Genomic DNA, 26,079 nt, shown 5'->3' with positions numbered 1-26,079 from the left:
CCCGGCGCCGCCGCAAACGAGGTTCACCCTGGCATCCATGACGCTTCCCGCCCGCCGCCGCTTCCTTCGCGCCGCCACCCTGCTGGGCACCGGCGGCCTGGCGCAGGGCTGTGCCGCGCGGATCGACCCGGCTGCCTCCGGCCTGCGCATCCCGGGATTCTTCCGCGCCGCCAACGCCAGCCCGGCCCCCACCGCGATGCGCTGGCCCGATGCCGCCTGGTGGCAGGGCTTCGGCACGCCGCAGTTGGATGCGCTGATGCGCGCGGCCATGGCGGAGAATTTGGACATCGCCGCGGCGGTGGCGCGGCTGCGCCAGGCGGATGCGGAGGTGCGGATTTCCGGCGCCGCGCTGCTGCCGCGGGTGGATGCGGACCTGTCGGCCGGCCGGTCGCGCAGCACCAGCCGCAACCCGGGCTCGGCCGGCAGCGCCGGCAACAGCTTCGGCGGCGGCTTCTCCGCCAGCTACGAGGTAGATTTCTGGGGCCGCAACCGGGCGATCCTGGACAGCGCCCGCTCCAGCGCCGTGGCCGCCCGCTACGCCATCGGCGTCACCGCGCTGACCACCCAGGCTTCCGTCGCCAACGCGCTGTTCAACGTGCTCGGCGCGCAGGAACAGCTCGAGATCCAGCGCGGCAACCTGGAAGTGGCCAACCGCAACCTCGGCATCCTGCGCCAGCGGCTGGCGGTCGGCACCGCCACCGGGCTCGACATCGCGCAGCAGGAAACCGTGGTGGCGCAGCAGCGCGCCGCCATCCCGCCGCTGCAACAGCAGGCGGAACAGAACAGCTTCGCGCTTGGCACGCTGACCGGCGTGGCGCCGGGGGAGATCGACATCCGCGCGGTGCGCCTGGATGACATCCGCGTGCCGGAAATCGCGCCGGGCCTGCCGGCCGAGGTGCTGGCGCGCCGGCCGGACGTGCAACTGGCGGAGGCCAACCTGCTGGCGGCGAATGCGAATGTCGCCGCCGCCCGCGCCGCCCTGTTCCCGACCATCGCGCTTACCGGCGGCGGCGGGCTGCAGAGCGTGGCGCTGGAGACCCTGCTGCGGCCGGGCTCCGTGGTCTACAACCTGGCGGCCGGCGCCACGGCGCCGATCTTCAATGCCGGCGCGCTGCGCGCCCAGGTGGACCAGTTCAGCGCCCGGCAGGCGGAGCTTGTGGCGGAATACCGACGCGCCATCCTGTTCGCGCTGCAGGATACCGAGACCAGCCTGTCCGCCCTGCGCCGCACCACGGAAGCGCTGGCCCTGCAACGGGTGCGGGCCGACGCCGCGCGCCGCGCCTATGCCATCGCGGAGGCGCAGTTGCAGGCCGGAACCGTGGATCTGCTGACGGTGCTGAACGTGCAGTCCAGCCTGTTCAGCGCCCGCAACGCCGTGGCACAGGCGCAGACGGACCGGCTGCAGGCCGCCAGCGCGCTGTTCACGGCGCTGGGAGGCGGCTGGACGCTGGCCTCGGTGCCTCCACCTCTGGTTGCCGCCCGCCCCGGCGGATCAGCGAGTATTCCGCGATGAACGACCTGCCCCGCCCGCCCCTCGCCGAGGCGCCGAAGGCCTCGACGCCCACAGCCCCGCGCCGTCGCCGGCGGCTGTGGCCCTGGCTGCTGCTGCTGGCGCTGCTGGCGGGCGGCGGCTGGTATGGCTGGAGCTCGGGCTGGTTCGGCGGGGCGCCGCCTGCGGCAACCGGCCCGACGCGTGGCGGCCGCGTGCCGATCCCGGTGACGGCGGTGGCGGCGACGACGGAGGACCTGCCGATCCTGCTGGATGCGCTCGGCACCGTGCAGGCCTCCAACACCGTCACCGTGGTGCCGCAGGTCTCCGGCCGGATCACCGAGATCGTGTTCCGGGAGGGGCAGGAGGTGAAGGCGGGCGACGTGCTGGTGCGCATCGACCCGCGCAGCTACCAGGCGGCGCTGGACCAGGCGGTGGCGACGCGGGCGCAGCGGGATGCGCAGCTGGCGAATGCGCGGCGCGACCTGCAACGCTACGTCACGCTGGCGCGCAGCAGCGGCACCTCGCAGCAGGTGCTGGACACGCAGCGCGCGACGGTGGCGCAGCTGGAAGCGCAGTTGCAGTTCGACGACGCGACCATTGCCGATGCGCAGGCCAAGCTGGACGACACCACCATCCGCTCCCCCATCGATGGCCGCGTCGGGCTGCGCCAGGTGGATCTCGGCAATTTCGTGCAATCCAGCAGCACCACCGGCATCGCGGTGGTGACGCAGCTGCGGCCCATCAGCATCACCTTCACCCTGCCGCAGCAGACCCTGCCGCAGGTGATCCAGGCGCTGGAGGAAGGGCCGGTGCAGGTCGAGGCACGTCTGGCGGAAACCGCGCCGCCGCGGCCGGATGGCAGCCCGCCGCCGCCGAACCCCATCGGGCAGCTGGTGACGCTGGACAACCAGGTGGACGCGGCGACCGGCACCATCAAGCTGAAGGCGACCTTCCCGAACGACGACCAGCGCCTGTGGCCCGGCGCCTTCGTCAACACGCGCATCCAGGTGGCGGTGCTGCGGGACGTGACGGTGCTGCCGCTGGTCGCCATCCAGCGCGGGCCGCAGGGCACCTACGCCTTCATCGTCCGCGACGACAACACGGTGGAACAGCGGCCCGTGACGCTCGGCACCATCGCCGGGCAACAGGCGGTGGTGCTGCGGGGCATGCGGCCGGGTGAGCGCGCGGTGACCTCCGGTGCGCTGCGGCTGGTGAGCGGCAGCGCGGTGCAGGTGGCGGACCCGGTGGTGCCGGTGGCCGTGCCACGGCAGCGGCGGCGTCCGCCCGGCGCGGGCGGGGCGGCGCCGAGCGCCGGGCCGCCGGCCGGCGCGCCGGTGGCGGCGACCCCGGCCCAGACCCCGGCGCAACCCACGCCGCGCCCGTGAACATCTCCGCCCCCTTCATCGCGCGACCGGTGGCGACCGCCCTGCTGGCCGTCGCGGTGCTGCTGACCGGGCTGTACGGCTACATGCGACTGCCGGTGTCCTCCCTGCCGGAGGTCGACTTCCCGACCATCCAGGTGACGACGCAACTGCCCGGTGCCTCGCCGGACACCGTCGCGGTGCTGGTGACGGCGTCGCTGGAGCGGCAGCTCGCGCTGATCGCGGGGCTGTCGGAGATGGTGTCCGTCAGCGGGCCTTCGGTCAGCCGCATCACGCTGCAGTTCAACCTGGACCGCGACATCGACGATGCGGCGCAGGACGTGCAGGCGGCGATCAACGCGGCACGCGGCACGCTGCCCAATACGCTGCCCTACCCGCCGACCTACGCCAAGGTGAACCCGGCGGACCCGCCGATCCTGACCCTGGCGCTGACCTCCGACACGCTGCCGGTGGCGCGGCTGTCGGACATCGTGGATACGCTGCTGGCGCAAAGGCTGGCGCAGGTCGGCGGCGTCGGACGCGTCGCGGTGCAGGGCAACATGCGGCCGGCGGTGCGCCTGCAGGTCGATCCGCGCCGGCTGGCCGCCTATGGCATCGGGATGGAGGCGGTGCGCAGCGCCGTCACCGCAGGCAACGTGGCCGGCGCGAAGGGCTCCATCGACGGGCCGCAGCAATCCTCCGCCGTCATGGCGAATGACCAGATCTCGACACCCGCGGCCTTCGAGGACCTCATCATCGCCTGGCGGGAGGATGCGCCGGTGCGGCTGCGCGATGTCGGCGTGGCGGTGGAGGATCTGGAGAACACGCTGACGGCGGCCTGGTACAATGGCAGTCCCGCCGTGCTGCTCGACGTGCAGCGCCAGCCCGGCGCCAACATCGTCGCCACTGTGGAGGCGCTGCGCGGCCAGCTCGAGGGTCTGCAACGGGCGCTTCCCGCCGGCGTGCGGCTTTCCGTGGTGGCGGACCGGACGGAGACGATCCGCGCCTCGGTGCACGAGGTGCAGCTGACGCTGATGCTTTCGATGGTGCTGGTCGTGCTGGTGATCTTCCTGTTCCTGCGGACCTGGCGCGCCACGCTGATCCCGGGCGTCGCCCTGCCGCTGTCCATCGTCGGCACCTTCGGCATCATGTCGGTGCTGGGATACTCCATGGACAATCTGTCGCTGATGGCGCTGACCATCGCGACCGGCTTCGTGGTGGATGATGCGATCGTCATGATCGAGAACATCGTCCGCATGATCGAGGAGGGGATGAAGCCGCTGCGCGCGGCCTATGAGGGCGCGAAGCAGATCGGCTTCACCATCGTCTCCCTCACCCTTTCGCTGATCGCGGTGTTTATCCCGCTGCTGTTCATGGAGGGCGTTGTCGGGCGGTTGTTCCGCGAATTCGCCATGGTGCTGACCGTCTCCGTCCTGGTGTCGATGGTGGTGTCGCTGACGCTGACGCCGATGATGTGCGGCCTGCTGCTTCGCCCGCACGGCGAGGACAAGCCCGGCCGCATCTCCGACCTGTTCGAGCGCGGCTTCGAGTCGCTGCGCCGCGGCTACGCCCGCACGCTCGACCGCGCGCTGGCGCGGGAGGGGCTGATGCTGGTGCTGGCGACGCTGACCGTCGCGGGCACCGTCGGCCTCTACATCCTCATGCCCAAGGGCTTCCTGCCGTTGCAGGATACCGGGCTGATCACCGTGACGACGGAGGCGCCGCAGGATGTCTCCTTCCGCCGCATGTCGGAGCTGCAGCGCCAGGTGGCGGAGGTGGTGGCGCAGGACCCGGATGTGGTTGCCATCACCTCCGTCGCCGGCGCCGGCACCATCAACGCGGCGTCGAACACCGGGCGGATCACGGCTGTGCTGCGGCCGCGGGCGGAACGCAGCGACGATGTCAGCGCCATCATGCAGCGCCTGACGCCGCGGCTGGCCGCCATCGCCGGCATCGAGACCTATCTGCAACCGGTGCAGGACATCCAGATCGGCACGCGGCCATCGGCCACGCAGTACCAGTACACGCTGATGGACAGCGACGCGGCGCAGTTGTCCGAATGGGCGCCACGCCTGGTGGCGGCGCTGCGGGCCGAGCCCGCGCTGCGGGATGTCGGCAGCGACCAGCGGGAGGATGGGCTGCGGGTGATGGTGAATGTGGACCGGCAGCGCGCGGCGCGGCTCGGCGTCACCATGCAGGCGGTGGACGACACGCTGTACAACGCCTTCGGCCAGCGCCAGATTTCGACGATCTACGCGCAGAACAACCAGTACCGCGTGGTGCTGGAAGCCGACCCGGCGCAGGCCGGCGACCCGGCCGCCATCGGCATGCTGCGCGTCACCGGCGCCGCGGTGGGCACGGCGATCGCGCCACAGATCCCGCTGGCCGAGATCGCCAGCATCACGCGCGGCCGCGGCCCGCTGACCATCACCCGGCAGGACCAGTTCCCCGCCGTGACCATCGGCTTCAACCTTTCACCCGGCGCCTCGCTGGGTGCGGCGCTGGAGGCGATACGGCTGGCGCAGGCCCAGCTTGGCATGCCGGATTCCATCTCCGGCAGCTTCGGCGGCGATGCGGCGGAATTCACCCGGTCGCTCGCCGGCCAGGGCTGGCTGATCCTGGCGGCGATCATCGTCATCTACATCGTGCTGGGTGTGCTGTACGAAAGCGTCATCCACCCCATCACCATCCTGTCCACCCTGCCCTCCGCCGGCATCGGCGCGCTGCTCGGGCTGTGGCTGTTCGGGCTGGACCTGTCGGTGGTGGCGTTGATCGGCATCGTGCTGCTGATGGGCATCGTCAAGAAGAACGCCATCATGATGATCGACTTCGCGCTGGAGGCGCAGCGCGACCACGGCATGTCGCCGCGCGATGCGATCCGGGAGGCCTGCCTGCTGCGCTTCCGGCCGATCATGATGACGACCATGGCGGCCCTGCTCGGCGCGCTGCCGCTGGTGCTGGGCAGCGGCGCCGGGTCCGAATTGCGGCTGCCGCTTGGCGTCTCCGTCATCGGCGGGCTGCTGCTGAGCCAGGTCATCACGCTCTACACCACGCCGGTGATCTACCTGGCGATGGAACAGCTTCGGGACCGCGCCGCGCGGCTTGGCCGCAGCGCCCCGCCGCCGGCACCGGCGGAATAGAAGCGTGTCGATCTCCGCCCCCTTCATCGCGCGTCCCATCGGCACGGTCCTGCTGGCGATCGGCCTCGCGCTCACCGGCCTCGTCGCCTATTTCGACCTGCCGGTGGCGCCACTGCCGAAGGTGGATTTCCCGACCATCGCGGTGACGGCGAGCCAGCCCGGCGCGGACCCGGCCATCATGGCGTCCTCCGTCGCCGCACCGCTGGAACGCCGCCTGGGCGAGATCCCCGGCATCAGCGAGATGACGTCGAGCTCCTCGCTCGGCAGCACCCGCATCATCGTGCAGTTCGAGCTTTCGCGCTCCATCGAATCCGCGGCGCGGGACGTGCAGGCGGCGATCAACGCGGCACAGGCCGACCTGCCTTCGGGCCTGACCAACCCGCCCAGTTTTCGCAAGCTGAACCCCGGCGATGCGCCGGTGCTGATCCTGGTGATGACCTCGGAAACCCGCACCGCCGGCGAGGTCTACGACGCCGCCGACAGCGTGGTGGTGCCGCGGCTGTCCCAGGTGAACGGCACGGCGCAGGTCAGCCTGTCCGGCGCCGAGCAACCCGCCATCCGCGTCGCGGTGGACCCGGCGGCGGCGACGGCCGCGAATGTGTCGCTGGAGCAGATCCGCACCGCCATCACCACCGCCAACGTCACCCAGGCGACCGGCCTGATCGAGGGTGAGCACCAGTCGGCCGCCATCACGGTGAACGACCGGCTGGCGACGGCGGAGGAATTCGGCGACATCGTGGTGAAGCAGGCGGATGGCGCCATCGTGCGCCTGTCCAGCCTGGCGCGCGTGGAACAGGGGCCACGCGACCGGCGGCAGGCGGGGTCCTACAACGGCCGCCCCGCCGTCATCCTGATGGTCTACAAGCAGGCCGATGCGAACGTGCTGGAGGTGGTGGACGGCATCCGCACGCTGATCCCCGACCTGCAAAGGTGGATTCCCGCCGGCATCGACATCTCCATCATGCGCGACCGGTCGGAGACGATCCGCGCCAGCGTGGATGAGGTGCAGCACACCCTGCTCATCAGCATCATCCTGGTGGTGCTGGTGGTGGCGGTGTTCCTGCGCCGGAAATCGGTGATCTTCGCCACCGCGGTCTCCGTCCCGCTGTCGCTGCTCGGCACGCTGGCGGTGATGTGGCTGGTGGGGTTCTCGCTGAACAACCTGTCGCTGATGGCGCTGACCATCTCGGTCGGCTTCGTCATCGACGACGCCATCATCATGATCGAGAACATGGCGCGGATGACCGAACGCGGCATGAAGCCGCGCGAGGCGGCGCTGGAAGGTGCGCGGCAGATCGGCTTCACCGTGGTGTCGATGAGCGTCTCGCTCATCGCGGTGTTCATCCCGCTGCTGTTCATGGGCGGCGTGGTCGGCCGGCTGTTCTTCGAATTCGCCGCGACGCTGTCCATCGCCGTCGCCATCTCCGCCGTCGTCTCGCTGACCGTGACACCGATGCTGGCGGTGCTGCTGGGCAGCGCGGCGCCGCGGCCGCCGGGTCGCTTCGGTCGCGGCTTCGAGGCGATGATGGATGGGCTCGTCGCGGGCTACATGCGCAGCCTCGGCGCCGTGCTGCGCTGGCGGCGGCTGACGGTGGTGTTCACCTGCGGCCTCGTCGTGCTGACGGTGTGGCTCTACATGCAGGTGCCGAAGGCCTTCTTCCCCGACCAGGACACCAACCTGGTGCAGGGCTCGGCGGTGGCGCAGCCGGATACCTCGTTCCAGGCGATGGTCGGCTACCAGGATTCGGTCGTGGACATCATCCGCGCCGATCCGGCCGTGGAAAGCGTCTCCGCCTCGCTCGGCAGCGGCGGCTTCTTCGGCTCCGCCAGCATCCGCTTGCAGGTCGGGCTGAAGCCGCGCGCGGCACGTGGCGGGCTGACGGCGGCGCAGGTCATCGACCGGCTGCGCACGCCGCTGTCCCGCGTCACCGGCGTGCAGACCTTCCTGCGCGGGCAGCAGGACATCAACATCGGCGGGCGACAGGGCAACGCCTCCTACCAATACGTCCTGCTGACCCCGGACCTGGAGGCGCTGGGCACCTGGAGCGAGCGGCTGGTGAACCAGCTGCGCACCCTGCCGCAGGTCACGGACGTGTCCTCGGACCAGGAACGCACCGGGCTGATCTCGCGCCTGGTGATCGACCGGGACGCGGCGGCGCGGCTCGGGGTTTCCATCTCGGCGCTTGGCGGCGCGCTGAACAACGCCTTCGCGCAGCGCCAGGTCTCCACCATCTACCGCGCCCGCAACCAGTACCGCGTGATCCTGGAGATCGACCCGCGGCTGACGGAGGACCCCTCCCAGCTCACCGGCATCTTCGTGCCGGGCCGCGAGGGGCCGGTGCCGCTGGCCGCCATGGTGCGGCTGGAACGCGGCGTGGCGCCGCGCTCCATCACGCATCAGGGCCTGTACCCGGCGGCCAGCATCAGCTTCAGCCTGGCGGAGGGCACGGAGCTTGGCGCCGCGACGGCGCTGGTGGAACAGGCGGTGCTGGACATCCAGATGCCGGGCAGCATCCGCGGCGAATTCGCCGGCAATGCGCGCGCCTTCCAGAGCTTCCTTGGCGGGCTTCCGCTGCTGATCCTGGCGGCGCTGGTCACGATCTACATCGTGCTCGGCGTGCTGTACGAAAGCCTGATCCACCCGCTGACCATCCTGTCCACGCTGCCGACGGCGGGCATCGGCGCGCTTCTGGCGCTGCTGGTCACCGGCACGCCCTTCACCGTCATCGCGCTGATCGGCGTGATCCTGCTGATGGGCATCGTGAAGAAGAACGCCATCATGATGGTGGACTTCGCCCTGGCGCATGAGCGTGAAGGCGGCGAGGGCGGCATGGTGGCGATCCTGGAAGCCTGCCGCGAACGCTTCCGGCCGATCCTGATGACCACGCTGGCCGCGCTGTTCGGCGCCATCCCGCTGGCCATCGCCACCGGCCCGGGGGCGGAACTGCGCCAGCCGCTCGGCATCACCATCATCGGCGGGCTGATCCTGTCCCAGCTTCTGACGCTGTACACGACGCCCGCGGTGTACCTGACCTTCGAGCGCATGGCGGCGGCGCGGCGCGGGCGGCTGCCGCCGGTGGTGGCGCCAGCCTGATACATTGAGGGTTGATGCATTGAAGGTTGGGGTATAAGCTCCCCCCATGCAGCCTGCCCCGCGTCCCGCCCCCGTCGACTATGGCACCCGCGACTACTGGGCGGGCACCATCAAGATGGGGCTGTCGAAATTCTTCATCCTGCGCGTGCTGCATGACGGCCCGCAGCATGGCTACGACATCGCCCGGCGGGTGGAGCGCGTGACCGGCGGCTGCTGTTCCCCCACCGAGGGCACCATCTACCCGGTGCTGCGCGACTTCGCCGCCGGTGGCTTCGTCACGGTGCGGGAGGAGGTGGTGCAGGGCCGCCAGCGCCGGGTCTATGCGCTGACCGAGGCCGGCCGCGCCGCCTTCGCCGTGGCGCTGGACGCCTGGATGGAAGCCACCGCCGCGCTGACCGACACCGGCCGCGCCTTCGGCCACCCCGAACCCCGCTGCTGCGCGCGCGAAGGAGAAGACGCATGATCGCCATCATCGGGGCCGGTCCCACCGGCCTGGCCGCCGCCGCCCATCTGCGTGCCCGCGGCCTGCGGCCCCTGGTGCTGGAGGCCGGGCCGCGCATCGGCCATTCGGTGCTCGGCTGGGGCCATGTGCGGATGTTCTCGCCCTGGCGCTACAACGTCGATGCGGCGGCGCGGACCCTGCTGGAAAGCCGGGGCTGGATCGCGCCCGATCCCGAGGCCTACCCGACCGGTGCCGACCTGGTCGCGCAGTACCTGGCGCCGCTCGCGCAGGCGTTGGAGGCGGATATCAGGCTGTCCGCGAAGGTGATCGGCGTGGCGCGGCGCGACCTCGGGCGGCTGCGCGATTCGGCGGACCGGGATGCCACGCCCTTCGTGGTGCAGGTCGAGACCTCCGGCGGCATCGAGGAGATCGAGGCCTCGGCCGTGATCGACTGTTCCGGCACCTGGGGCAGCCCGAACCCGGCCGGCGCCCACGGAATGCCGGCGCCCGGCGAGGCGGCGCTGGCGGCGCGCATCGCCACCGGCATCCCGGACGTGCTCGGCGCCGACCGCGCGGCCTATGAAGGCCGGGCGACGCTGGTGGTGGGCGCCGGGCATTCGGCCATGAATGCGGTGCTGGACCTGGCGGCGCTCGGCGGCGGCACCCGCATCCTGTGGGCGTTCCGCCGGCCGCTCGGCGCGGTGAATTTCGGTGGTGGCGCGCGGGATGGGCTGGCGGCGCGGGGCTCGCTCGGGGCGCGGGCGCAGGCGCTGGTGGAATCGGGCGCGGTGACGGCGTTGGCGCCGTTCCGCCTGGACCGGGTTGCGGAGGCCGATGGCGCGCTGGCGGTGACGGGGCGGCAGGATGGGCGCGCGACGACCGTGCGGGTGGACCGCATGATCGTCGCCACCGGCTTCCGGCCGGACCTGTCCTTCCTGCGGGAGGTCCGGCTCGGCCTTGACCCGGCCGTGGAGGCGACGCCTTCCCTGGCGCCGCTGATCGACCCGAACCTGCATTCCTGCGGCACCGTCCGGCCGCATGGGGAGGCCGAGTTGCGCCATCCCGAAACCGGCTTCTACATCGCCGGCATGAAGAGCTACGGCCGCGCGCCGACCTTCCTGATGGCGACGGGCCATGAACAGGTCCGCAGCATCGCCGCCTTCCTGGCCGGCGATGCCGCCGCCGCGCGGCGGGTGGAGTTGGTGCTGCCGGAGACCGGCGTGTGCAGCACGGACCGCGCGCCGGAAGCGGCCTCCGCCTGCTGCACGCCGGCCACGCCGCAGGGCGCCTGCTGCGCGCCGAAGCCGGAGCTGGCGCCGGCGGCCTCCTGCTGCGGGCCGAAATGAACGAGGCGGCGCCCGCCGGGTCCCGGCGCGTCGTCCTCGCGCTCGGCACGGCGCAGACGCTGGCCTGGGCGTCCTCCTACTACCTGCCGGCGATCCTGGCGGCGCCGATGGCGGCGGAATTCGGCATCTCCACCTCCTGGGTGTTCGGCGCCTTCTCCGCCGCGCTGATCCTGCTGGCCGTGACCGGACCCGCGGTGGGGCGGGCGATCGACCTGCATGGCGGGCGCGGCGTGCTGACGCTGTCCAACCTGGTGCTGGCCGCGGGACTCTGTGGCCTGGGCCTGTCGCAGGGGCCGTGGAGCATGGCGGCGGCCTGGATGGTGCTCGGCCTCGGCATGGCGATGGGGCTGTACGATGCCGCCTTCGCCACGCTGGCCGGGCTGTATGGGCGCGCGGCGCGGGGGCCGATCACCGGCATCACGCTGATCGCGGGCTTCGCCAGCACGGTGGGCTGGCCGCTCTCGGCGCTGCTGTTGGAGGCCGTGGGCTGGCGCGGCGCCTGCCTCGTCTGGGCGGCGCTGCATGTGCTGGTCGGCCTTCCGCTGAACCGGCTGCTGGTGCCGCCGGCGCCGCCGCCGGAACGCAAGGCCGCGCTGGCGGAGGAGGCCGGGCCGGCGCCGAGCCGGCTGGCGATGCCGCTCCTCGCCTTCGTCTTCGCCGCCACCTGGTTCATCGCCGGCGCCATGGCGGCGCATCTGCCGGCGCTGCTGCAGGCGGCGGGCGCCACGGCGGCGGCGGCGGTGGCGGCGGGCGCCCTGATCGGGCCGGCACAGGTGGCGGCGCGCGTCGCGGAGTTCGGGCTGCTGCGGCGCTTCCACCCGCTGGTCTCGGCGCGCATCGCGGTGCTCGGGCATCCGCTGGGGGCCGTCGCGCTGCTGGTCTTCGGCGGGCCGGCGGCGGCCGCCTTCGCGGTTCTGCACGGCATGGGCAATGGCGTGATGACCATCGCCAAGGGCACGCTGCCGCTCGCGGTGTTCGGGCCGGTCGGATATGGGGCCCGGCAGGGGCTGCTCGGCGCGCCGGCGCGGCTGCTGCAGGCGGCGGCGCCGCTGGCCTTCGGGCTGCTGCTGGAAGGCGCCGGGGTGCAGGCGGCGCTGACGCTGACCACCGGCCTGTGCCTGTCCGCCTGCCTGGCGCTGCTGGTGCTGCGCGCCGTGCCGGCGGAAGCCGCGCCGCGTCAGGCCGGCAGGTAGCCGAGCAGGTCGTCCACCCGCATCACCTCGCAGTAGATGCGGTTGAGGATTTCCAGCTCGCGCAGGTGCAGGTCTTCGCTGCCGGCGGCGCAGGCATCCTCGACCACGATCACGTCGAAGCTCTCATCGGCGAGGCTGCGGACCGTGGAGCTGACGCACTGGTCGGTGAAGATGCCGGCGCAGACCACATGGGTGATGCCCATGTTCGCCAGGATCAGGCGGAGGTTGGTGCCGGTCAGCGCGGAATCCGTGGTCTTGGTCACCACGATCTCGCCGGGCAGCGGCGCGATGGCATCGACGATGGCGGAGTCCGGCCGGTCATGCGGCAGCAGCAGGTTGTTCCAGCCGGGCTTCTTCTGGCTGAGCGAGCGGTCCGCGCCATCCGGCCGCAGGCAGGCGATGCGGGCGAAGAACACTGTGTTGCCATCGGCACGGAAGCGCGCCAGCAGGCGCTGGATGGCGGGCAGGACGGTGCCGTGCATCCGCGTGTGGAACGGCGTCCAGGCATGGAAGCGCGCCAGTTCCTCGCCGGACAGGCCGGCAGGATCGGGACGTTCGAGGTAGGTGTTCTGCACGTCGATCACCAGCAGACCGACGCGGCCCGGGACCAGCACCGGGTCCGGCGCGGGCGGGGCACCCTGGTAGTAGAAGGATCGCCAGCCGGTCTTCCAATCCATCGCGCCGCCCCATCGCCAAGCCGCTTGCACCCTGCCATGCGCCGGGATAGATCGTCCATCGACGATGAACGAACCCAGTGCCTCCGACGAAGCCCTGGCCGCGCTGGCCAAGGCGCTGTCCCACCCCAGCCGCGTCCGCGTTCTGCGCCTGCTGGCGCGGCATGAGGCCGCCGGCCGCCCCTGCATCGGCTGCGACATCGTGGCCGACCTCGACCTCGCGCAATCCACCGTCTCCGAGCATCTCCGCATCCTGAAGGCGGCCGGGCTGGTGGAGGGCGAGGTGGATGGGCCGCGCATCTGCTACCGGCTCGGGCGGGATGCCCTGGCGCGGCTCAAATCCCTGGTCGAGGTGCTTTGACGATGCAGCGGCTGTCCTTCCTCGACCGGCATCTGACGCTGTGGATCTTCGCGGCCATGGCGGCGGGCATCGCCGCGGGGCACCTGCTGCCGGCGCTGCCGCTTCTGCTGGACGGCGCCTCGGTCGGCGGCACCAACCTGCCGATCGCCATCGGCCTGATCCTGATGATGTATCCGCCGCTCGCCCGCGTGCGGTATGAGGCGCTGCCGGTGGTGTTCCGGGACTGGCGCGTGCTGCTGCTGTCGCTGGTGCAGAACTGGGTGATCGGGCCGGTGCTGATGTTCGCCCTGGCGGTGATCTTTCTGTCCGACCACCCCGAATACATGACGGGCCTGATCCTGATCGGCCTGGCGCGCTGCATCGCCATGGTCATCGTCTGGAACCAGTTGGCGCGCGGCGACAACCAGTACGTCGCCGGACTCGTCGCCTTCAACAGCGTCTTCCAGTTGCTGTTCTTCGGCGCCTATGCCTGGTTCTTCCTGTCCGTGCTGCCCCCCCTGGTGGGGCTGGAGGGCCAGGTGGTGCAGGTGGCGTTTTCCACCATCGCCGGTGCCGTGCTGCTGTATCTCGGCGTGCCCTTCGCCGCGGGATACCTCACTCGGCGCATGCTGGTCGCCCGGCATGGCGAGGACTGGTACGCTGAAAAGTTCCTGCCGCGGATCGGGCCGGTGACGCTGGCGGCGCTGCTGTTCACGATCTTCGCCATGTTCGCGCTGAAGGGCGGCGATGTGGTGCGGCTGCCGCTGGATGCGCTGCGCATCGCGCTGCCGCTGGCGATCTACTTCGTGGTGATGTTCGTCGTCAGCTTCGCCATGGGACGGTGGATCGACGCGGATTATCCGCGCACCACCGCCATTGCCTTCACCGCCGCCTCCAACAACTTCGAACTTGCGATCGCGGTCGCCATCGCCGCCTTCGGGCTCGCGTCCCCCGTCGCCTTCGCCACGGTGATCGGGCCGCTGGTGGAGGTGCCGGTGCTGATCCTGCTGGTCGGCGTGGCGCTGCGGCTTGGCCGGCGCTGGTTCCCGGCAACGGCATGAACGACTTCGATGTGGTGGTGGTGGGCGCCGGACAAGCCGGCCTTGCCGCCGGGTACTTCCTGCGGCGGCAGAAGCTGTCCTTCGTCATCCTCGACGCCGGCGAGGCGCCGGGGGGCGCCTGGCGGCATGCTTGGGATTCGCTGACGCTGTTCTCCCCGGCGCAGTACTCCTCCCTGCCCGGCTGGCCGATGCCGCCGGCCTCCGGCGGTGGGTCTCCGGCCCGCGACGCCGTCATCGCCTACCTCGCGGCCTATGAGGCGCGCTACGAACTGCCGGTGCGGCGCCCGGTGCGGGTCGCGGCGGTACGGCGGGCCGAGGCGGGTCTGGTGGTGGCGGCGGAGGACGGCGCGCGTTGGACCGCGCGTGCCGTCATCAGCGCCACCGGCACCTGGAGCGCGCCTTTCATCCCGCCCATGTCGAAGGACTTCGCCGGCACGCAGATTCATTCTGCCCGCTACCGCCGGCCGCAGGATTTTGCCGGCCTGTCCGTGCTGGTGGTCGGCGGCGGCAATTCCGGCGCGCAGATCCTGGCGGAAGTGTCGCGCCACGCCGCCCGCGCCACCTGGGTCACCGAACGCCCGCCGGTCTTCCTGCCGGATGACGTCGATGGCCGCGTCCTGTTCGACCGCGCCACCGCCCGCATCATCGCCGAACGCGAGGGCCGCCCACCGCCGCCGCAGGGCGACCTCGGCAACATCGTCATGGTGCCGCCCGTCGTCGAGGCGCGCAGCCGCGGCATCCTGACCAGCCGCCCGCCCTTCGCGCGGCTGGAGGCCGATGCGGCGATCTGGCCGGATGGCAGCCGCCTCCAGGTCGACGCCATCATCTGGTGCACCGGCTTCCGCCCGGCCCTCGGCCACCTGGCGCCGCTCGGCCTGGTGGAGCCGGATGGGCGGGTGCGGGTCGGCGCTGGCGGCCGGGCGCTGGCCGAGCCCCGCCTGTTCCTGCTCGGCTATGGCGACTGGACCGGCGGCGCCTCCGCCACGCTGGCCGGGGTGACGCGCGCGGCGCGGGAGGCGGTGGCGGCCATCGCCGCCGCCTGAACGGCTCAGGCCGGGTTCGCCCGCAGCCAGGTCAGCGTCTCCGCCGCGCTGCGGTCCGGCGGGAAGACCGGGTAGAACACCTTCTCGATCAGGTCGCCGTCGCGGATTACCAGCGTGACCCGCCGCAACAGCGTCAGGCCGCCGGCCACGAAGCTCGGCAGGCCGATGGCGCGGGCCAGGCGCAGGTCCGGGTCGCTCAGCACCTCGAAGGGCAGGTGCAGGCGGGCCGCCATCTCCTGCTGATACGCCGTTTCCTGGGTGCTGAGCCCGAAGACGGTGGCGCCGGCCTCCGCCATCTCCCGCGCATGGTCGCGGAAGCCGCAGGACTGCACGGTGCAGCCGCGCGCGCCGGGGATGGCATCCCAACCGTCCGGCTGCGCCACGCCCGGGCGGCCGGTCATCGGGTAGCAGTACAGCACGCTGCGCGGCCTCGGCAGCGCGTCCAGCGCCACCATGCGGCCGGCGGTGGAGGGCAACGACAAGGCCGGCAGGCGCCGCCCGGCCAACCCCGCACAGGCGCCGTCATCGGGCGGGGCCGGCAGGTCCGGCGGCAGGCTGTTGAAATCATGCGGTTCGGCCATGCGCGGCTTCCTTCTGGTTGTGGACCAGGGCGGCCCCCGACTCGTCCGTGCTCCGGTCCTGCTATAGCCTCCCGGCCAACAACCCGGAGGTCCGCCCGATGCCCGAAGCCCCTGCGTCTTCAGGCCCCGTCCTGCCGATCGGCTTCGCCGATTCGCCCGGCCGCAACCGCCGCCTGCGCCAGCTTCTGGGCGGCCGCGACCTGTTCATCGCCCCCGGCGCCTTCGACTGCGTCGGCGCCCGGCTGGTCGAGGCCGCCGGCTTCCCGGCGCTCTACATCACCGGTGCCGGCATCTCGATGAGCGCGCTCGGTGCGCCGGACGTGGCGGCGCTGTCCTTCGGTGAGATCATCGACCGCATCCGCCGCATCTGCGACGTGGTCTCCATCCCGGTCATCGCCGATGGCGACACCGGCTATGGCGGCCCGCTGAACGTCATCCGAACCGTGCGCGAATACGAACGCGCCGGGGTCTCCGCCATCCAGATCGAGGACCAGGAATGGCCGAAGAAGTGCGGCCATGAACCGGGCCGCAAGCTGGTCCCGGCCACGGACATGCAGATGCGCATCCGTGCGGCGGTGGAGGCGCGGCGGGACCCGGATTTCGTGGTGATCGCCCGCACCGATGCCCGCGCCGGGGAAGGCCTGGCCGCCGCCATCGGCCGCGCCCGGCAATACCGCGCGGCCGGCGCCGACGTGATCTTCGTCGAAAGCCCGCAATCCGAGGAAGAACTGGCCGAGGTCGGCCTGGCCTTCCCGGAGGTGCCGCTGCTGGCCAACATGGTGGAGGGCGGCAAGACGCCGATCCTGCCGGCCGAACGCCTGCAGGAGCTGGGATTCCGGCTGGCGATCTACCCCAACGCGCTGACGCGGCTGTTCGCCAAGGCGGGGCTGGAGATGCTGGCCTCGCTGAAGGACACCGGCAGCTCGAACGCCATGTCCGGGCGGATGCTGAGCCATGGCGCGCTGTGGGAGCTGTTCGACAACGCCACCTGGCGGGCGCTGGAGGATCGGTACCTGCGGGTGGATCAGCCCGCCTCACCCTGAACGCTGTCGCAGCCGCCAAGGGCGGCCGGGCGCCCGAACCGGCGCCGCGGCCAGTGCCGCGCCGCCAGGGCCCGGAGGGCCGCCGGCGCCTGAGTCCCGACGGGCGTCAGCCCGTCATGAGCCGGCAATGAGCCGGTGCTGGCGGACCACCTCCGCCATCACCCGGCGGATGAACTCCTCGGCGAAATCCTCATCCAGCCCGGCGCGGCCGGCCATCTCCCGCAGCCGGGCCACCTGCGCTTCCTCCCGCGCCACGTCCACCGGCGGCAGGCGGTGGCGGGCCTTGAGGTGGCCGACCTCCCGCGTCACCCGGAACCGCTCGGCGAGCAGGGCGACCAGGGCCGTATCAAGGTTGTCGATGCTGCGGCGCAGTCGCCAGAGGTCCTCCGTGGCGGCCGGATCGGCCGTGGTGTCTTCGGGCATCTGCGCTGTCCTGCCTGGGTGCTGCGGTTCGGGTCTAGCAGAACCCCCTCGGCGGCGCGAAGGCAAGTCCCCCGGGGGTCAGAGGATCTGGCTCAGGAACAGCCTGGTGCGGTCGTAGCGGGGGGCGGAGAAGAACACCTCGGGCGCCGCCTGCTCGACGATCTCGCCCTGGTCCATGAACACCACCCGGTCCGCCACGGTTCGCGCAAAGCCCATCTCATGCGTGACCACCACCATGGTCATCCCGGTGCCGGCGAGTTCGATCATCACGTCCAGCACCTCCTTGATCATTTCGGGATCGAGCGCGCTGGTGGGTTCGTCGAACAGCATGATGCGGGGCGCCATGCACAGCGCGCGGGCGATGGCGACGCGCTGCTGCTGGCCGCCGGAGAGTTGCAGCGGATATTTGCGTGCCTGTTCCGGAATGCGGACGCGTTCCAGGTGCGACATGGCCAGCGCCTCGGCCTCCGCCTGCGGCATCTGCTTCACCCAGGTCAGGGCGAAGGTGCAGTTCTCCAGCACCGTCATGTGCGGGAACAGGTTGAAGGACTGGAACACCATCCCGGTCTCGCGCAGGATTTCCGCGTCGTTCTTCGCATCGCCGCCGAAGGCGCGGCCGTGGATGCGGATGTCGCCCTTCTGGTGCCGCTCCAGCTGGTTCATGCAGCGGATCATGGTGGATTTGCCGGAGCCGGAGGGGCCACAGACCACCACCCGTTCGCCTTCCGCCACCGTCAGGTCGATGCCCTTCAAAGCCTGGAAGGTGCCGAACCACTTGCTGACGCCGACCAGTTCGATCGCGGCCTTCATCGGCGTTGTCCGGCGCCGAGGCGGCGTTCCAGGTTCAGGCTGTATTGCGACATCAGGAAGCAGAAGACGAAGTAGATCAGGGTGATGAAGAAGAACGGCTCGATGAACAGGCCGAGCCATCGGGTATCCTCGCCCACCGCGCGCGCCATGCTCAGCATGTCGAACAGGCCGATGATGGAGACCAGCGTGGTGTCCTTGAACAGGCCGATGAAGTTGCCGACGATGGACGGGATCATGATGCGCAGTGCCTGCGGCAGGATGATCAGCGAGGTGGACTGCCAGAAGCCAAGACCCATCGCGGCGGCCGCCTCGTACTGCCCCTTCGGGATCGCCTGCAGCCCGCCGCGCACGATCTCCGCCATGTAGGCGGCGGCGAACAGGCAGACGGCGACGATGGCGCGCAGCAGCCGGTTCACCTCCACCCCCTGCGGCAGGAACAGCGGCAGCATGGTGTTGAACATGAACAGGATGGTGATGAGCGGGACGGAGCGGAACAGCTCGATGAAGGTGACGCAGAACACCCGGATCAGCGGCATGGTGGAGCGCCGGCCGAGCGCCAGCAGGATACCCGCGGGCAGCGAGAAGGCGATGCCGATGCCGGAGATCACCAGCGTCAGGAACAGCCCGCCCCAGACCCGCGTCGGCACCTCGGTGAAGCTGAGTTGCGAGACCAGGACGAAGGCCAGCACATACAGCGCCAGCAACGCCATCCGGCCGATCCGGCGCGCCTGCTCATCCGTCTGCGACGGACTGCCCACCAGCCGCGCGGCAAAGGCGCCGAAATCGACGCCGAAGCGCATCTCCGCCAGCGTGGTCAGCCAGACCCACAGGAAGGCGGCGCCGCCCAGCGCGATCAACGCCGTCCAGACCAGCGACTGCGTGCCGCCGAAGAAGAAGTAGGAGGCGAGGAAGGGGTACAGCAGCACCAGGCTCAGCCCGATCGCGACCTTGGAGCGCACGCGCGGCAGCCACAGCGGCACCGCCCAGGCCAGCAGGATCAGGAAGCCGGTGTTGATGCGCCAGACCTGGTCCTTCGGATACAGCCCGTAGATCAGGTTCGGAATCCACTGCGCGACGCCCGGCCAGCAGGCGCCGGAACGGCCGACCATGTCGAGGCACTGTCGGCGGTTCTCCGCCTCCCACACCGCGTTCACCAGCGCCCAGTCGATGATGGCGCGGAAGGTGACGTAGAAGATCCAGGCGCCGAGGATGGTCAGGATGGCGTTGGGCACGCTGGAGAACAGATTCGCCCGCATCCAGCCGACCACCCCGACGGTGGAGGGCGGCGGCGGGTCCGCGGGCTTCGGCGCGAAGACCAATGGCGCATCCGACATCAGCGTTCCCTCAGCAGGATGCGGCGGTTGTAGAGGTTCAGCACGAAGGACACGGCAAGGCTGACCGCGCAGTAGAAGCCCATGGTCATGGCGACGATCGGAATGGCGCGGCCGGACTGGTTGAGCGAGGTGTTCATCCAGACGCTGACGAGATCCGGGAATCCGATCGCGATGGCCAGCGAGGAATTCTTCGTCAGGTTCAGATACTGGCTGATCAGTGGCGGGATGATGACGCGCATCGCCTGCGGCAGGATGATGAAGCGCATGGTGCGGGAGGGCTTCACGCCGAGCGCCCGCGCCGCTTCCGTCTGGCCGTGGCCGACGGACTGGATGCCGGCGCGCACGATCTCCGCGATGAAGCACGATGTGTAGATCGACAGCGCGACGATCAGCGCGCAGAAGGCGGGCGGCACCGAGAAGCCGCCGACGAAGTTGAAGCCGCGCAGCGCCGGCCAGTTCCAGCCCAGCGGCGAGCCCAGCGCCAGGAACACCAGTGTCGGCAGCAGCAGAACCAGCGCCAGGCCGACCAGCCCTGCCGGAAACGGTCGCCCGGTCTCCCGCAGCCGCTTGCGGGCCCAGAAGCGCAGCGCCACCGCACCCACGACGGCCGCCGCCAGCGCCAGAAGCACCAGGCCGAAGCCTTCCTGCGCCACCGGCGCCGGGAAATAGGCGCCGCGGTTGTTGAGGTACATCACGCCGCCCCAGTCGATGCTGGCGCGCGGCAAAGGCAGCAGGTTGAAGACGCCGAAATACCAGGCGATGATCTGCAGCAGCAGCGGCGTGTTGCGCAGGATCTCGATGTACCAGCGCGCCAGCGTGCGGATCAGCCAGTTGGTCGAAAGTCGCGCCAGCCCCATGACCAGGCCAAGCACGCTGGCGAAGACCGCGCCGATGATCGCGACCAGCAGCGTGTTGGCGATGCCGACCTGGAACACCCGGAAGTAGCTGTCGCCTTCCCGGTACGGGATCAGCGTGAAGGCGATGTTGAAGCCGGCCGAGACGTCGAGGAAGTCGAACCCCGCGGACATGCCGCGCGTCGCCATGTTCTCGATCGTGTTGGAAACGAGGTACCAGATCAGCCCGACGACGCAGATGAAGGTGATGGCCTGGTACAGCACCGCCCGCACCGTCGCATCGTTCAGCAGCGCGCCGGGGGAGAGTGATAGCGGACGCGTCGGGTTGCGGCGGGGAAGAGTCGTCTGGGACATGGGCGGCCCTGTTCAGGGGCACGACGCCGCGTGACGGCCGCAGGTCGGGCCACGCCCTGTGCGTGGCCCCCGGCCTCAACCCATCGCGGCCCGGCCGATCGGTTCAACCTTCGGCGGAGCGAAGCTTGTCAGGCCACGCCTCAGCGGAACGGCATGGCGTAGAGGATGCCGCCATTGGTCCACAGCGCGTTCAGCGAGCGCTCGCGCGGGATGCCGATCGGCGTGTTGACGCCGACATTGCGCTCGTAGATCTCGCCGTAGTTGCCGACATGGCGCAGCACCCGCACCATGAAGTCGTTCGGCAGGCCCATGCCCTGGCCGACATTGCCCTCCACGCCCAGCAGCCGCTTGATGCCGGGGTTCGGCGATTGCAGCATCTGCGTGACGTTGGCGGAGGTGACGCCCATCTCCTCGGCCTCGATCATGCCGAACAGCACCCAGCGGACGATGTCGCCCCAGTTGTTGTCGCCATGGCGCACCACCGGGCCGAGCGGCTCCTTGGAGATCGTCTCCGGCAGGATCATGTGGTCGTTCGGGGTCGGGAAGGCGGACCGGCGGGCGGCGAGGCCCGACTTGTCGTTGGTGTAGGCATCGCAGCCGCCGCCGAGATAGGTCTCGACCAGCACGTTGACGTTCTCGTTCGTCACCGCGGTGAAGCGCATGTTGTTGGCGCGGAAGTAGTCCGCCAGGTTCAGCTCCGTCGTCGTGCCGGTCAGCACGCAGATCGTCGCGCCATCGAGCTGGCGGGCGGAGGTGATGTTGGAGGCGCGGGGCACCACGAAGCCCTGGCCGTCGTAGAAGTTCACGCCGGCGAATTCGAGGCCGAGCTGGCCGTCACGCACCGCGGTCCAGGTGGTGGTGCGGGACAACACGTCCGACTCGCCATTGGCGATGGAGGTGAAGCGCACCGCCGAGGTCACCGACTGGTACTGCACCTTGCTGGGATCATCGAAGATCGCCGCGGCGACACCGCGGCACACATCCACGTCCATGCCGGACCAGGTGCCGTTCGCGGCTAGGGCGTAGAAGCCCGGCGTCGGCAGGCCGACCTGGCAGTTCAGGCTGCCGCGCGTGCGCACCTGCTGCAAAGTCTGTTGTGCGGTGGCCGTCGCGGCCATGCCAAACGTCGCCGCCGCCGCAACGAGCAGCGAAACACTCATCTTCATCCCAACGAACTCCCAGAAGCTGCAGCGGAAACCCCCGGAACGGCGCGCCGCGGCCAATCGGCCTGCGTGCTGTGCACTGGTCTTCGCCAGACACCGCTCCTCGGTTCACGCTACGGGCATCGGAAATCCGTTTCAAGCCTAATAATAAATTGCCGCCGAGGGTCCGCGAGCCGCGAGGAACGAAGCGCGATGGCCCCCGTTGCATCGGGCAGGTCACCGCGCGAGGTCCATCATGCCGACCGCCCGCTCCTCCTCCGGCCCACTGATCCTGGGCTTTCTGCTGCTGCTGATGGGCATCGCACTCGCTGGCGGCGGTGCGTGGCTCATCGCCCTCGGCGGGTCCTGGTACTACGCGCTGTCGGGCCTGGCGCTGCTCGCCGCGGGCGGGCTGCTGTGGCGGCGCAACCCGGCGGCGCTGTGGGTCTACGCGCTGCTGACGGCGGCGACGCTGGCCTGGGCGCTGTGGGAAACCGGGCTGGACTGGTGGCCGCTGGCGACACGCGGGGGGCTGATCTTCGTGCTCGGCCTGCTGCTGCTGACGCCCTGGGTCACGCGTGGTCTGAACGACACCAACGGGCGCCGCGGCGGCCTGCTGACCAATGCCGGCGTGCTCGGCGTGGCGCTGGTGGTCGCCGTCGTCGCCATCCTCAACGACCCGCACCGGATCGAGGGACGGCTGCGCGAGGCCTCGGCCACGCCGCCGCCGGACACTGTCCCACCCGGCGAATGGCATGCCTATGGCCGCACCGGCCTCGGCCAGCGCTTCTCCCCGCTCGACCAGATCACGCCCGTCAACGTCGCGGCGCTGGAACAGGCCTGGAGCTACCGCACCGGCGATGTCCGCGGGCGGCCCTGGGAGCCGGTGGAGACCACCTTCCAGGTAACGCCGTTGAAGATCGGCAACCGCCTGTTCCTGTGCACGCCGCACCAGAGCGTCATCGCGCTCGACGCCGATACCGGCCGCGAGATCTGGCGCACCAACCTGCAACTGCGGGACGACCTGGCGCTGCAGCACCTGACCTGCCGCGGGCTTTCCTACCATGAGCGCCGCGCCGATGCGCCCGCGCCCGCGCCCGCTGCATCCCCCGCGGCCGCGCCCGTCGAGGTGCCGCAGGCGGCGGAGGGCAACGCGACCATCGCCGACTGCCCCCGCAAGCTGTACATGCCGACCGCCGATGGGCGCCTGGTGGCGCTGGACCCGGAGACCGGCGGCATCTGCACCGGCTTCGGCGAAGGCGGCCAGGTGAATCTCTGGCGCAACATGCCGAACGCCCGGGCGGGCGGCTACTACTCCACCTCACCCGTCGTGGCGACGCAGCGTCTGGTGATCATCGGCGGCACGGTGCTGGACAACGTCTCCACCACCGAACCCTCCGGCGTGATCCGCGCCTACGATGCGGAAACCGGCGCGCTGGTGTGGAACTGGGACCCCGGGAACCCGGACCAGACTGCGCCGCTGCCGCCCGGCGAGACCTATGTGCCGAGCACGCCGAACAGCTGGTCGATCTCCGCGGTCGATGAGGCGTTGGGCCTGGTCTACGTCCCGCTCGGCAACCAGCCGCCGGACCAGTGGGGCGGCAATCGCAGCGCGGAGGTGGAGCGCTTCTCCTCCTCCGTCGTGGCGCTGGAGCTGGAGACCGGGCGGCTGCGCTGGGTGTTCCAGACCGTGCACCATGACCTGTGGGACTATGACGTGCCATCCCAGCCGAGCCTCATCGACCTGATCCTGGAGGGTCGCACGGTGCCGGCCCTGGTGCAGCCGACCAAGCAGGGCGACATCTACGTCCTCAACCGCGAGACCGGGGAGCCGATCCTGCCGGTGCGGGACGTCCCGGCCCCGCAGGGCGCGGCGCAGGGTGACCAGGCGGCGCCGACCCAGCCGGTCTCGGCCCTGTCCTTCAACCCGCCGCCGCTGACCGGCGCCGACATGTGGGGCGCGACGCTGTTCGACCAGCTGGCCTGCCGCATCCAACTGCGCCGGCTGCGCTACGAGGGTCGCTACACGCCGCCCTCCGAGCAGGGCTCGCTGGTGTACCCGGGCAATTTCGGCGTGTTCAACTGGGGCAGCATCGCCGTCGATCCGCGGCGGCAGGTCGCCTTCACCACACCCGCCTACCTCGCCTTCGTCTCCCGGCTGGTGCCGCGCGCCGATGACACGACGCTGTATGTCCAGGGCGGCAACCCGCCGCAGGGCAGCCTGCCGGCGCTGAACGAGAATTTCGGCGCGCCCTTCGCGGTGGAGCTCTACCCGTTCAACTCGGTGCTCGGCCTACCCTGCCAGCAGCCGCCCTGGGGCTATGTAGCGGGGGTGGATCTGGCCACGGGGCAGGTCACCTGGCAGCACCGCAACGGCACGGTGCGCGACGCATCGCCGCTGCCGCTGCCGTTCCGCATGGGCGTGCCGAACCTCGGCGGGCCACTGTTGACGGCGGGCGGCGTCGCCTTCCTGTCCGGCAGCATCGACGACTATGTGCGGGCCTACGACGTGACGGATGGCCGGCAGATCTGGGAACAGCGCCTGCCCGCGGGTGGCCAGGCGACGCCGATGACCTATCTCGGCGCCGATGGGCGGCAGTATGTGCTGGTGGTGGCGGGCGGGCATGGCTCGCTCGGCACCACCGCGGGGGACCATGTCATCGCCTACGCGCTGCCTAGGTGATGACGGAGGGCTGGTCGCGCCCGGTGTGGCGGGCGATCTCCGCGATCTCGCCAGCCGCCTGCACGACCGGCGCCAGCACCTCGGCCGTGTCGAGCCCGTGCCGGGCCGGGTCGGGCTCGAAGCGCTCCAGGTAGACGCGCAGTGTGGCGCCGACGGTGCCGGTGCCGGACAGGCGGAACACGGCGCGCGCGTCCTCGGCGAACAGGATGCGGACGCCCTGGGCTGCGGTGACGGAGCCATCGACCGGATCGGTATAGGCGAAGTCGTCGGCGGCGGAGACCGTGAGCCCGGCGAAGCGCTGGCCCGGCAGCGTGGCCAGCCGCCCGCGCAGCGCCTGCATCAGCGCCTGCGCCGCGTCCGATTCCACTTCCTCGTAGTCGTGCCGCGTGTAGTAGTCCCGGCCGAAGCGCGCCCAGTGTTCGCGGACGATCACATCCGCCCGCTGGCCTGTCGCGGCCAGGATGTTCAGCCAGACCAGCACGGCCCAGAGCCCATCCTTCTCCCGCACATGGTCGGACCCGGTGCCGGCCGATTCCTCGCCGCACAGGGTGATACGGCCGGAATCGAGCAGGTTGCCGAAGAACTTCCAGCCCGTCGGCGTCTCGTAGCATTCGATGCCGAGCGCCTTCGCCACCCGGTCCACCGCGCGACTAGTCGGCATGGACCGGGCGACGCCGGCCAGGCCACGCGCATAGCCCGGCGCCAGATGCGCCTGCGCCGCCAGGATCGCCAGGCTGTCGGAGGGCGTGACGAACAGGCCGGGCGCCACGATCATGTTGCGGTCACCGTCGCCGTCGGAGGCCGCGCCGAAATCCGGCGCATCGGCGCCCAGCATCGCCTGCATCAACTCGGCGGCGTGGACCGGGTTGGGATCCGGGTGGTGGCCGCCGAAATCCGGCAGCGGCGTGCCGTTCCGCACCGTGCCCGGCGCGGCGCCGAGCGCGCCTTCCAGGATGGCGTGGGCATAGGGGCCGGTGACGGCACACATGGCGTCGAACTGCATGCGGAAGCCGCCGCGGAACATTTTTGCCAGGGCATCGAAATCGACCAGCTTGCGCATCATCGCGGTGTAGGCGGCGACAGGATCCAGGACGGAAACCACGCAGTCGCCAAGCGGGGTGTCGCCCAGCCGATCCAGGTCGAGGTCCGGCGACTCCACCACGGCAAATTCCGTGATGGCACTGGCGCGGCGATGGATGGCGCCGGTGACGTCCTCCGGCGCCGGGCCGCCATTCGCCGCGTTGAACTTGATGCCGAAGTCGCCATCCGGCCCGCCCGGATTGTGGCTGGCCGACAGCACCACGCCGCCGATGGCACCCGAGATGCGGATGAGGTTGGACGCCGCCGGCGTGGACAGCAGCCCACCCTGCCCCACCAGGACCTTCCCGAAGCCATTGGCAGCCGCGACCCTCAGCGTGGTCTGCACAACCTCCCGGTTCAGGAAGCGCCCGTCGCCGCCGACCACCAGCGTTGCGCCCTGGCGCGCCTCGCCCAGCGTGTCGAAGATCGCCTGGACGAAGTTCTCGACATAGTGCGGCTGCTGGAAGACCGTGACCTTCTTGCGCAGGCCGGAGGTCCCGGGCTTCTGGTCGGCGAAGGGTGTCGTGGTCACGCGGCGGATCTGCATGTGTGTCTCCCGTCGCCGCACCATCACCCCGGCGCGGCGACG

The 26,079-nt window shown here is 70.8% G+C and carries 20 protein-coding genes; 12 read left to right on the top strand and 8 right to left on the bottom strand.

Annotated elements, in window-relative coordinates:
• The first annotated feature begins 37 nt into the window (after window positions 1-37).
• The 7 genes from ACFHPP_RS23870 to ACFHPP_RS23840 are packed head-to-tail and all read left to right on the top strand — an operon-like array spanning window position 38 to window position 12,068.
• Window positions 38-1,513 (top strand): efflux transporter outer membrane subunit, encoded by a 1,476-nt coding sequence (locus ACFHPP_RS23870; RefSeq protein WP_437165744.1) that lies wholly within the window; start codon window positions 38-40, stop codon window positions 1,511-1,513.
• Window positions 1,510-2,877 (top strand): efflux RND transporter periplasmic adaptor subunit, encoded by a 1,368-nt coding sequence (locus ACFHPP_RS23865; protein ID WP_437165743.1) that lies wholly within the window; start codon window positions 1,510-1,512, stop codon window positions 2,875-2,877. Before ACFHPP_RS23870 ends, ACFHPP_RS23865 begins: the two co-directional genes overlap by 4 nt.
• Window positions 2,874-5,993: an efflux RND transporter permease subunit gene (locus tag ACFHPP_RS23860; protein WP_437165742.1), complete on the top strand. Its 3,120-nt coding sequence runs from the start codon at window positions 2,874-2,876 to the stop codon at window positions 5,991-5,993. Before ACFHPP_RS23865 ends, ACFHPP_RS23860 begins: the two co-directional genes overlap by 4 nt.
• A gap of 4 nt (window positions 5,994-5,997) precedes the next feature.
• Window positions 5,998-9,087, top strand: a complete 3,090-nt coding sequence (locus ACFHPP_RS23855) for an efflux RND transporter permease subunit (RefSeq protein ID WP_437165741.1) — start codon at window positions 5,998-6,000, stop codon at window positions 9,085-9,087.
• A 46-nt stretch (window positions 9,088-9,133) separates the two neighbouring features.
• Entirely contained in the window at window positions 9,134-9,550 is a 417-nt protein-coding gene (locus tag ACFHPP_RS23850) for a PadR family transcriptional regulator (protein WP_437165740.1), read from the top strand.
• Window positions 9,547-10,875, top strand: a complete 1,329-nt coding sequence (locus tag ACFHPP_RS23845) for an FAD-dependent oxidoreductase (RefSeq protein ID WP_437165739.1) — start codon at window positions 9,547-9,549, stop codon at window positions 10,873-10,875. The genes ACFHPP_RS23850 and ACFHPP_RS23845 overlap by 4 nt, the downstream gene beginning before the upstream one ends.
• The gene (locus ACFHPP_RS23840; protein ID WP_437165738.1) at window positions 10,872-12,068 is read left to right on the top strand and encodes an MFS transporter; all 1,197 of its coding nucleotides are present in this window, start codon (window positions 10,872-10,874) and stop codon (window positions 12,066-12,068) included. The genes ACFHPP_RS23845 and ACFHPP_RS23840 overlap by 4 nt, the downstream gene beginning before the upstream one ends.
• Here ACFHPP_RS23840 and ACFHPP_RS23835 read toward each other — a convergent pair.
• Entirely contained in the window at window positions 12,053-12,745 is a 693-nt protein-coding gene (locus ACFHPP_RS23835) for a cysteine hydrolase family protein (RefSeq protein WP_437165737.1), read from the bottom strand. The genes ACFHPP_RS23840 and ACFHPP_RS23835 overlap by 16 nt on opposite strands.
• Window positions 12,746-12,809: 64 nt before the next feature.
• Between ACFHPP_RS23835 and ACFHPP_RS23830 the strand changes: the two genes are divergently transcribed.
• Genes ACFHPP_RS23830 through ACFHPP_RS23820 form a run of 3 tightly spaced genes read left to right on the top strand, consistent with a single transcriptional unit; the run spans window position 12,810 to window position 15,186 of the window.
• A complete protein-coding gene (locus ACFHPP_RS23830; protein ID WP_437165736.1) occupies window positions 12,810-13,103 on the top strand; it encodes an ArsR/SmtB family transcription factor in 294 nt (97 codons plus the stop codon).
• 2 nt (window positions 13,104-13,105) lie between these two features.
• Window positions 13,106-14,143: an ACR3 family arsenite efflux transporter gene (arsB, locus tag ACFHPP_RS23825; RefSeq protein ID WP_437165735.1), complete on the top strand. Its 1,038-nt coding sequence runs from the start codon at window positions 13,106-13,108 to the stop codon at window positions 14,141-14,143.
• The gene (locus ACFHPP_RS23820) at window positions 14,140-15,186 is read left to right on the top strand and encodes an ArsO family NAD(P)H-dependent flavin-containing monooxygenase (protein WP_437165734.1); all 1,047 of its coding nucleotides are present in this window, start codon (window positions 14,140-14,142) and stop codon (window positions 15,184-15,186) included. The genes arsB and ACFHPP_RS23820 overlap by 4 nt, the downstream gene beginning before the upstream one ends.
• Window positions 15,187-15,191: 5 nt before the next feature.
• Here the strand turns inward: ACFHPP_RS23820 and ACFHPP_RS23815 are convergent, their stop codons facing one another.
• On the bottom strand, window positions 15,192-15,767 hold the full coding sequence (locus ACFHPP_RS23815) for a peroxiredoxin (protein WP_437165733.1): 576 nt from the start codon (window positions 15,765-15,767) through the stop codon (window positions 15,192-15,194).
• Window positions 15,768-15,865: 98 nt separating this feature from the next.
• Between ACFHPP_RS23815 and ACFHPP_RS23810 the strand changes: the two genes are divergently transcribed.
• Entirely contained in the window at window positions 15,866-16,810 is a 945-nt protein-coding gene (locus tag ACFHPP_RS23810) for an isocitrate lyase/PEP mutase family protein (protein ID WP_437165732.1), read from the top strand.
• A 114-nt stretch (window positions 16,811-16,924) separates the two neighbouring features.
• Here ACFHPP_RS23810 and ACFHPP_RS23805 read toward each other — a convergent pair whose 3' ends face one another.
• The 5 genes from ACFHPP_RS23805 to ACFHPP_RS23785 all read right to left on the bottom strand — a co-directional run bounded on the left by ACFHPP_RS23805 (window position 16,925) and on the right by ACFHPP_RS23785 (window position 21,745).
• Complete coding sequence (locus ACFHPP_RS23805; protein WP_437165731.1) at window positions 16,925-17,233, bottom strand: chorismate mutase; 309 nt, start codon at window positions 17,231-17,233, stop codon at window positions 16,925-16,927.
• Between the two features lie 78 nt (window positions 17,234-17,311).
• Window positions 17,312-18,043, bottom strand: coding sequence for an amino acid ABC transporter ATP-binding protein (locus ACFHPP_RS23800; RefSeq protein WP_437165730.1), 732 nt, complete (start codon window positions 18,041-18,043; stop codon window positions 17,312-17,314).
• On the bottom strand, window positions 18,040-19,377 hold the full coding sequence (locus ACFHPP_RS23795; protein ID WP_437165729.1) for an amino acid ABC transporter permease: 1,338 nt from the start codon (window positions 19,375-19,377) through the stop codon (window positions 18,040-18,042). The genes ACFHPP_RS23800 and ACFHPP_RS23795 overlap by 4 nt, the downstream gene beginning before the upstream one ends.
• Window positions 19,377-20,585, bottom strand: coding sequence for an amino acid ABC transporter permease (locus ACFHPP_RS23790; RefSeq protein WP_437165728.1), 1,209 nt, complete (start codon window positions 20,583-20,585; stop codon window positions 19,377-19,379). Before ACFHPP_RS23790 ends, ACFHPP_RS23795 begins: the two co-directional genes overlap by 1 nt.
• A gap of 140 nt (window positions 20,586-20,725) precedes the next feature.
• A complete protein-coding gene (locus tag ACFHPP_RS23785; protein WP_437165727.1) occupies window positions 20,726-21,745 on the bottom strand; it encodes an amino acid ABC transporter substrate-binding protein in 1,020 nt (339 codons plus the stop codon).
• 238 nt (window positions 21,746-21,983) lie between these two features.
• Here ACFHPP_RS23785 and ACFHPP_RS23780 point away from each other — a divergent pair, with 238 nt between their 5' ends.
• A complete protein-coding gene (locus ACFHPP_RS23780; RefSeq protein WP_437165726.1) occupies window positions 21,984-24,410 on the top strand; it encodes a membrane-bound PQQ-dependent dehydrogenase, glucose/quinate/shikimate family in 2,427 nt (808 codons plus the stop codon).
• On the opposite strand, the gene ACFHPP_RS23775 is transcribed toward ACFHPP_RS23780, so the two are convergent.
• Window positions 24,403-26,037 (bottom strand): alpha-D-glucose phosphate-specific phosphoglucomutase, encoded by a 1,635-nt coding sequence (locus ACFHPP_RS23775; protein ID WP_437165725.1) that lies wholly within the window; start codon window positions 26,035-26,037, stop codon window positions 24,403-24,405. The genes ACFHPP_RS23780 and ACFHPP_RS23775 overlap by 8 nt on opposite strands.
• Between the last annotated feature and the right edge of the window lie 42 nt (window positions 26,038-26,079).

Source organism: Falsiroseomonas sp. E2-1-a20, from assembly GCF_051433195.1.
In the GTDB taxonomy this organism is placed as follows: domain Bacteria; phylum Pseudomonadota; class Alphaproteobacteria; order Acetobacterales; family Acetobacteraceae; genus Falsiroseomonas.
Note: the sequence above shows the minus strand (reverse complement) of the source record. Positions and strands in the feature narration are given on the sequence as shown.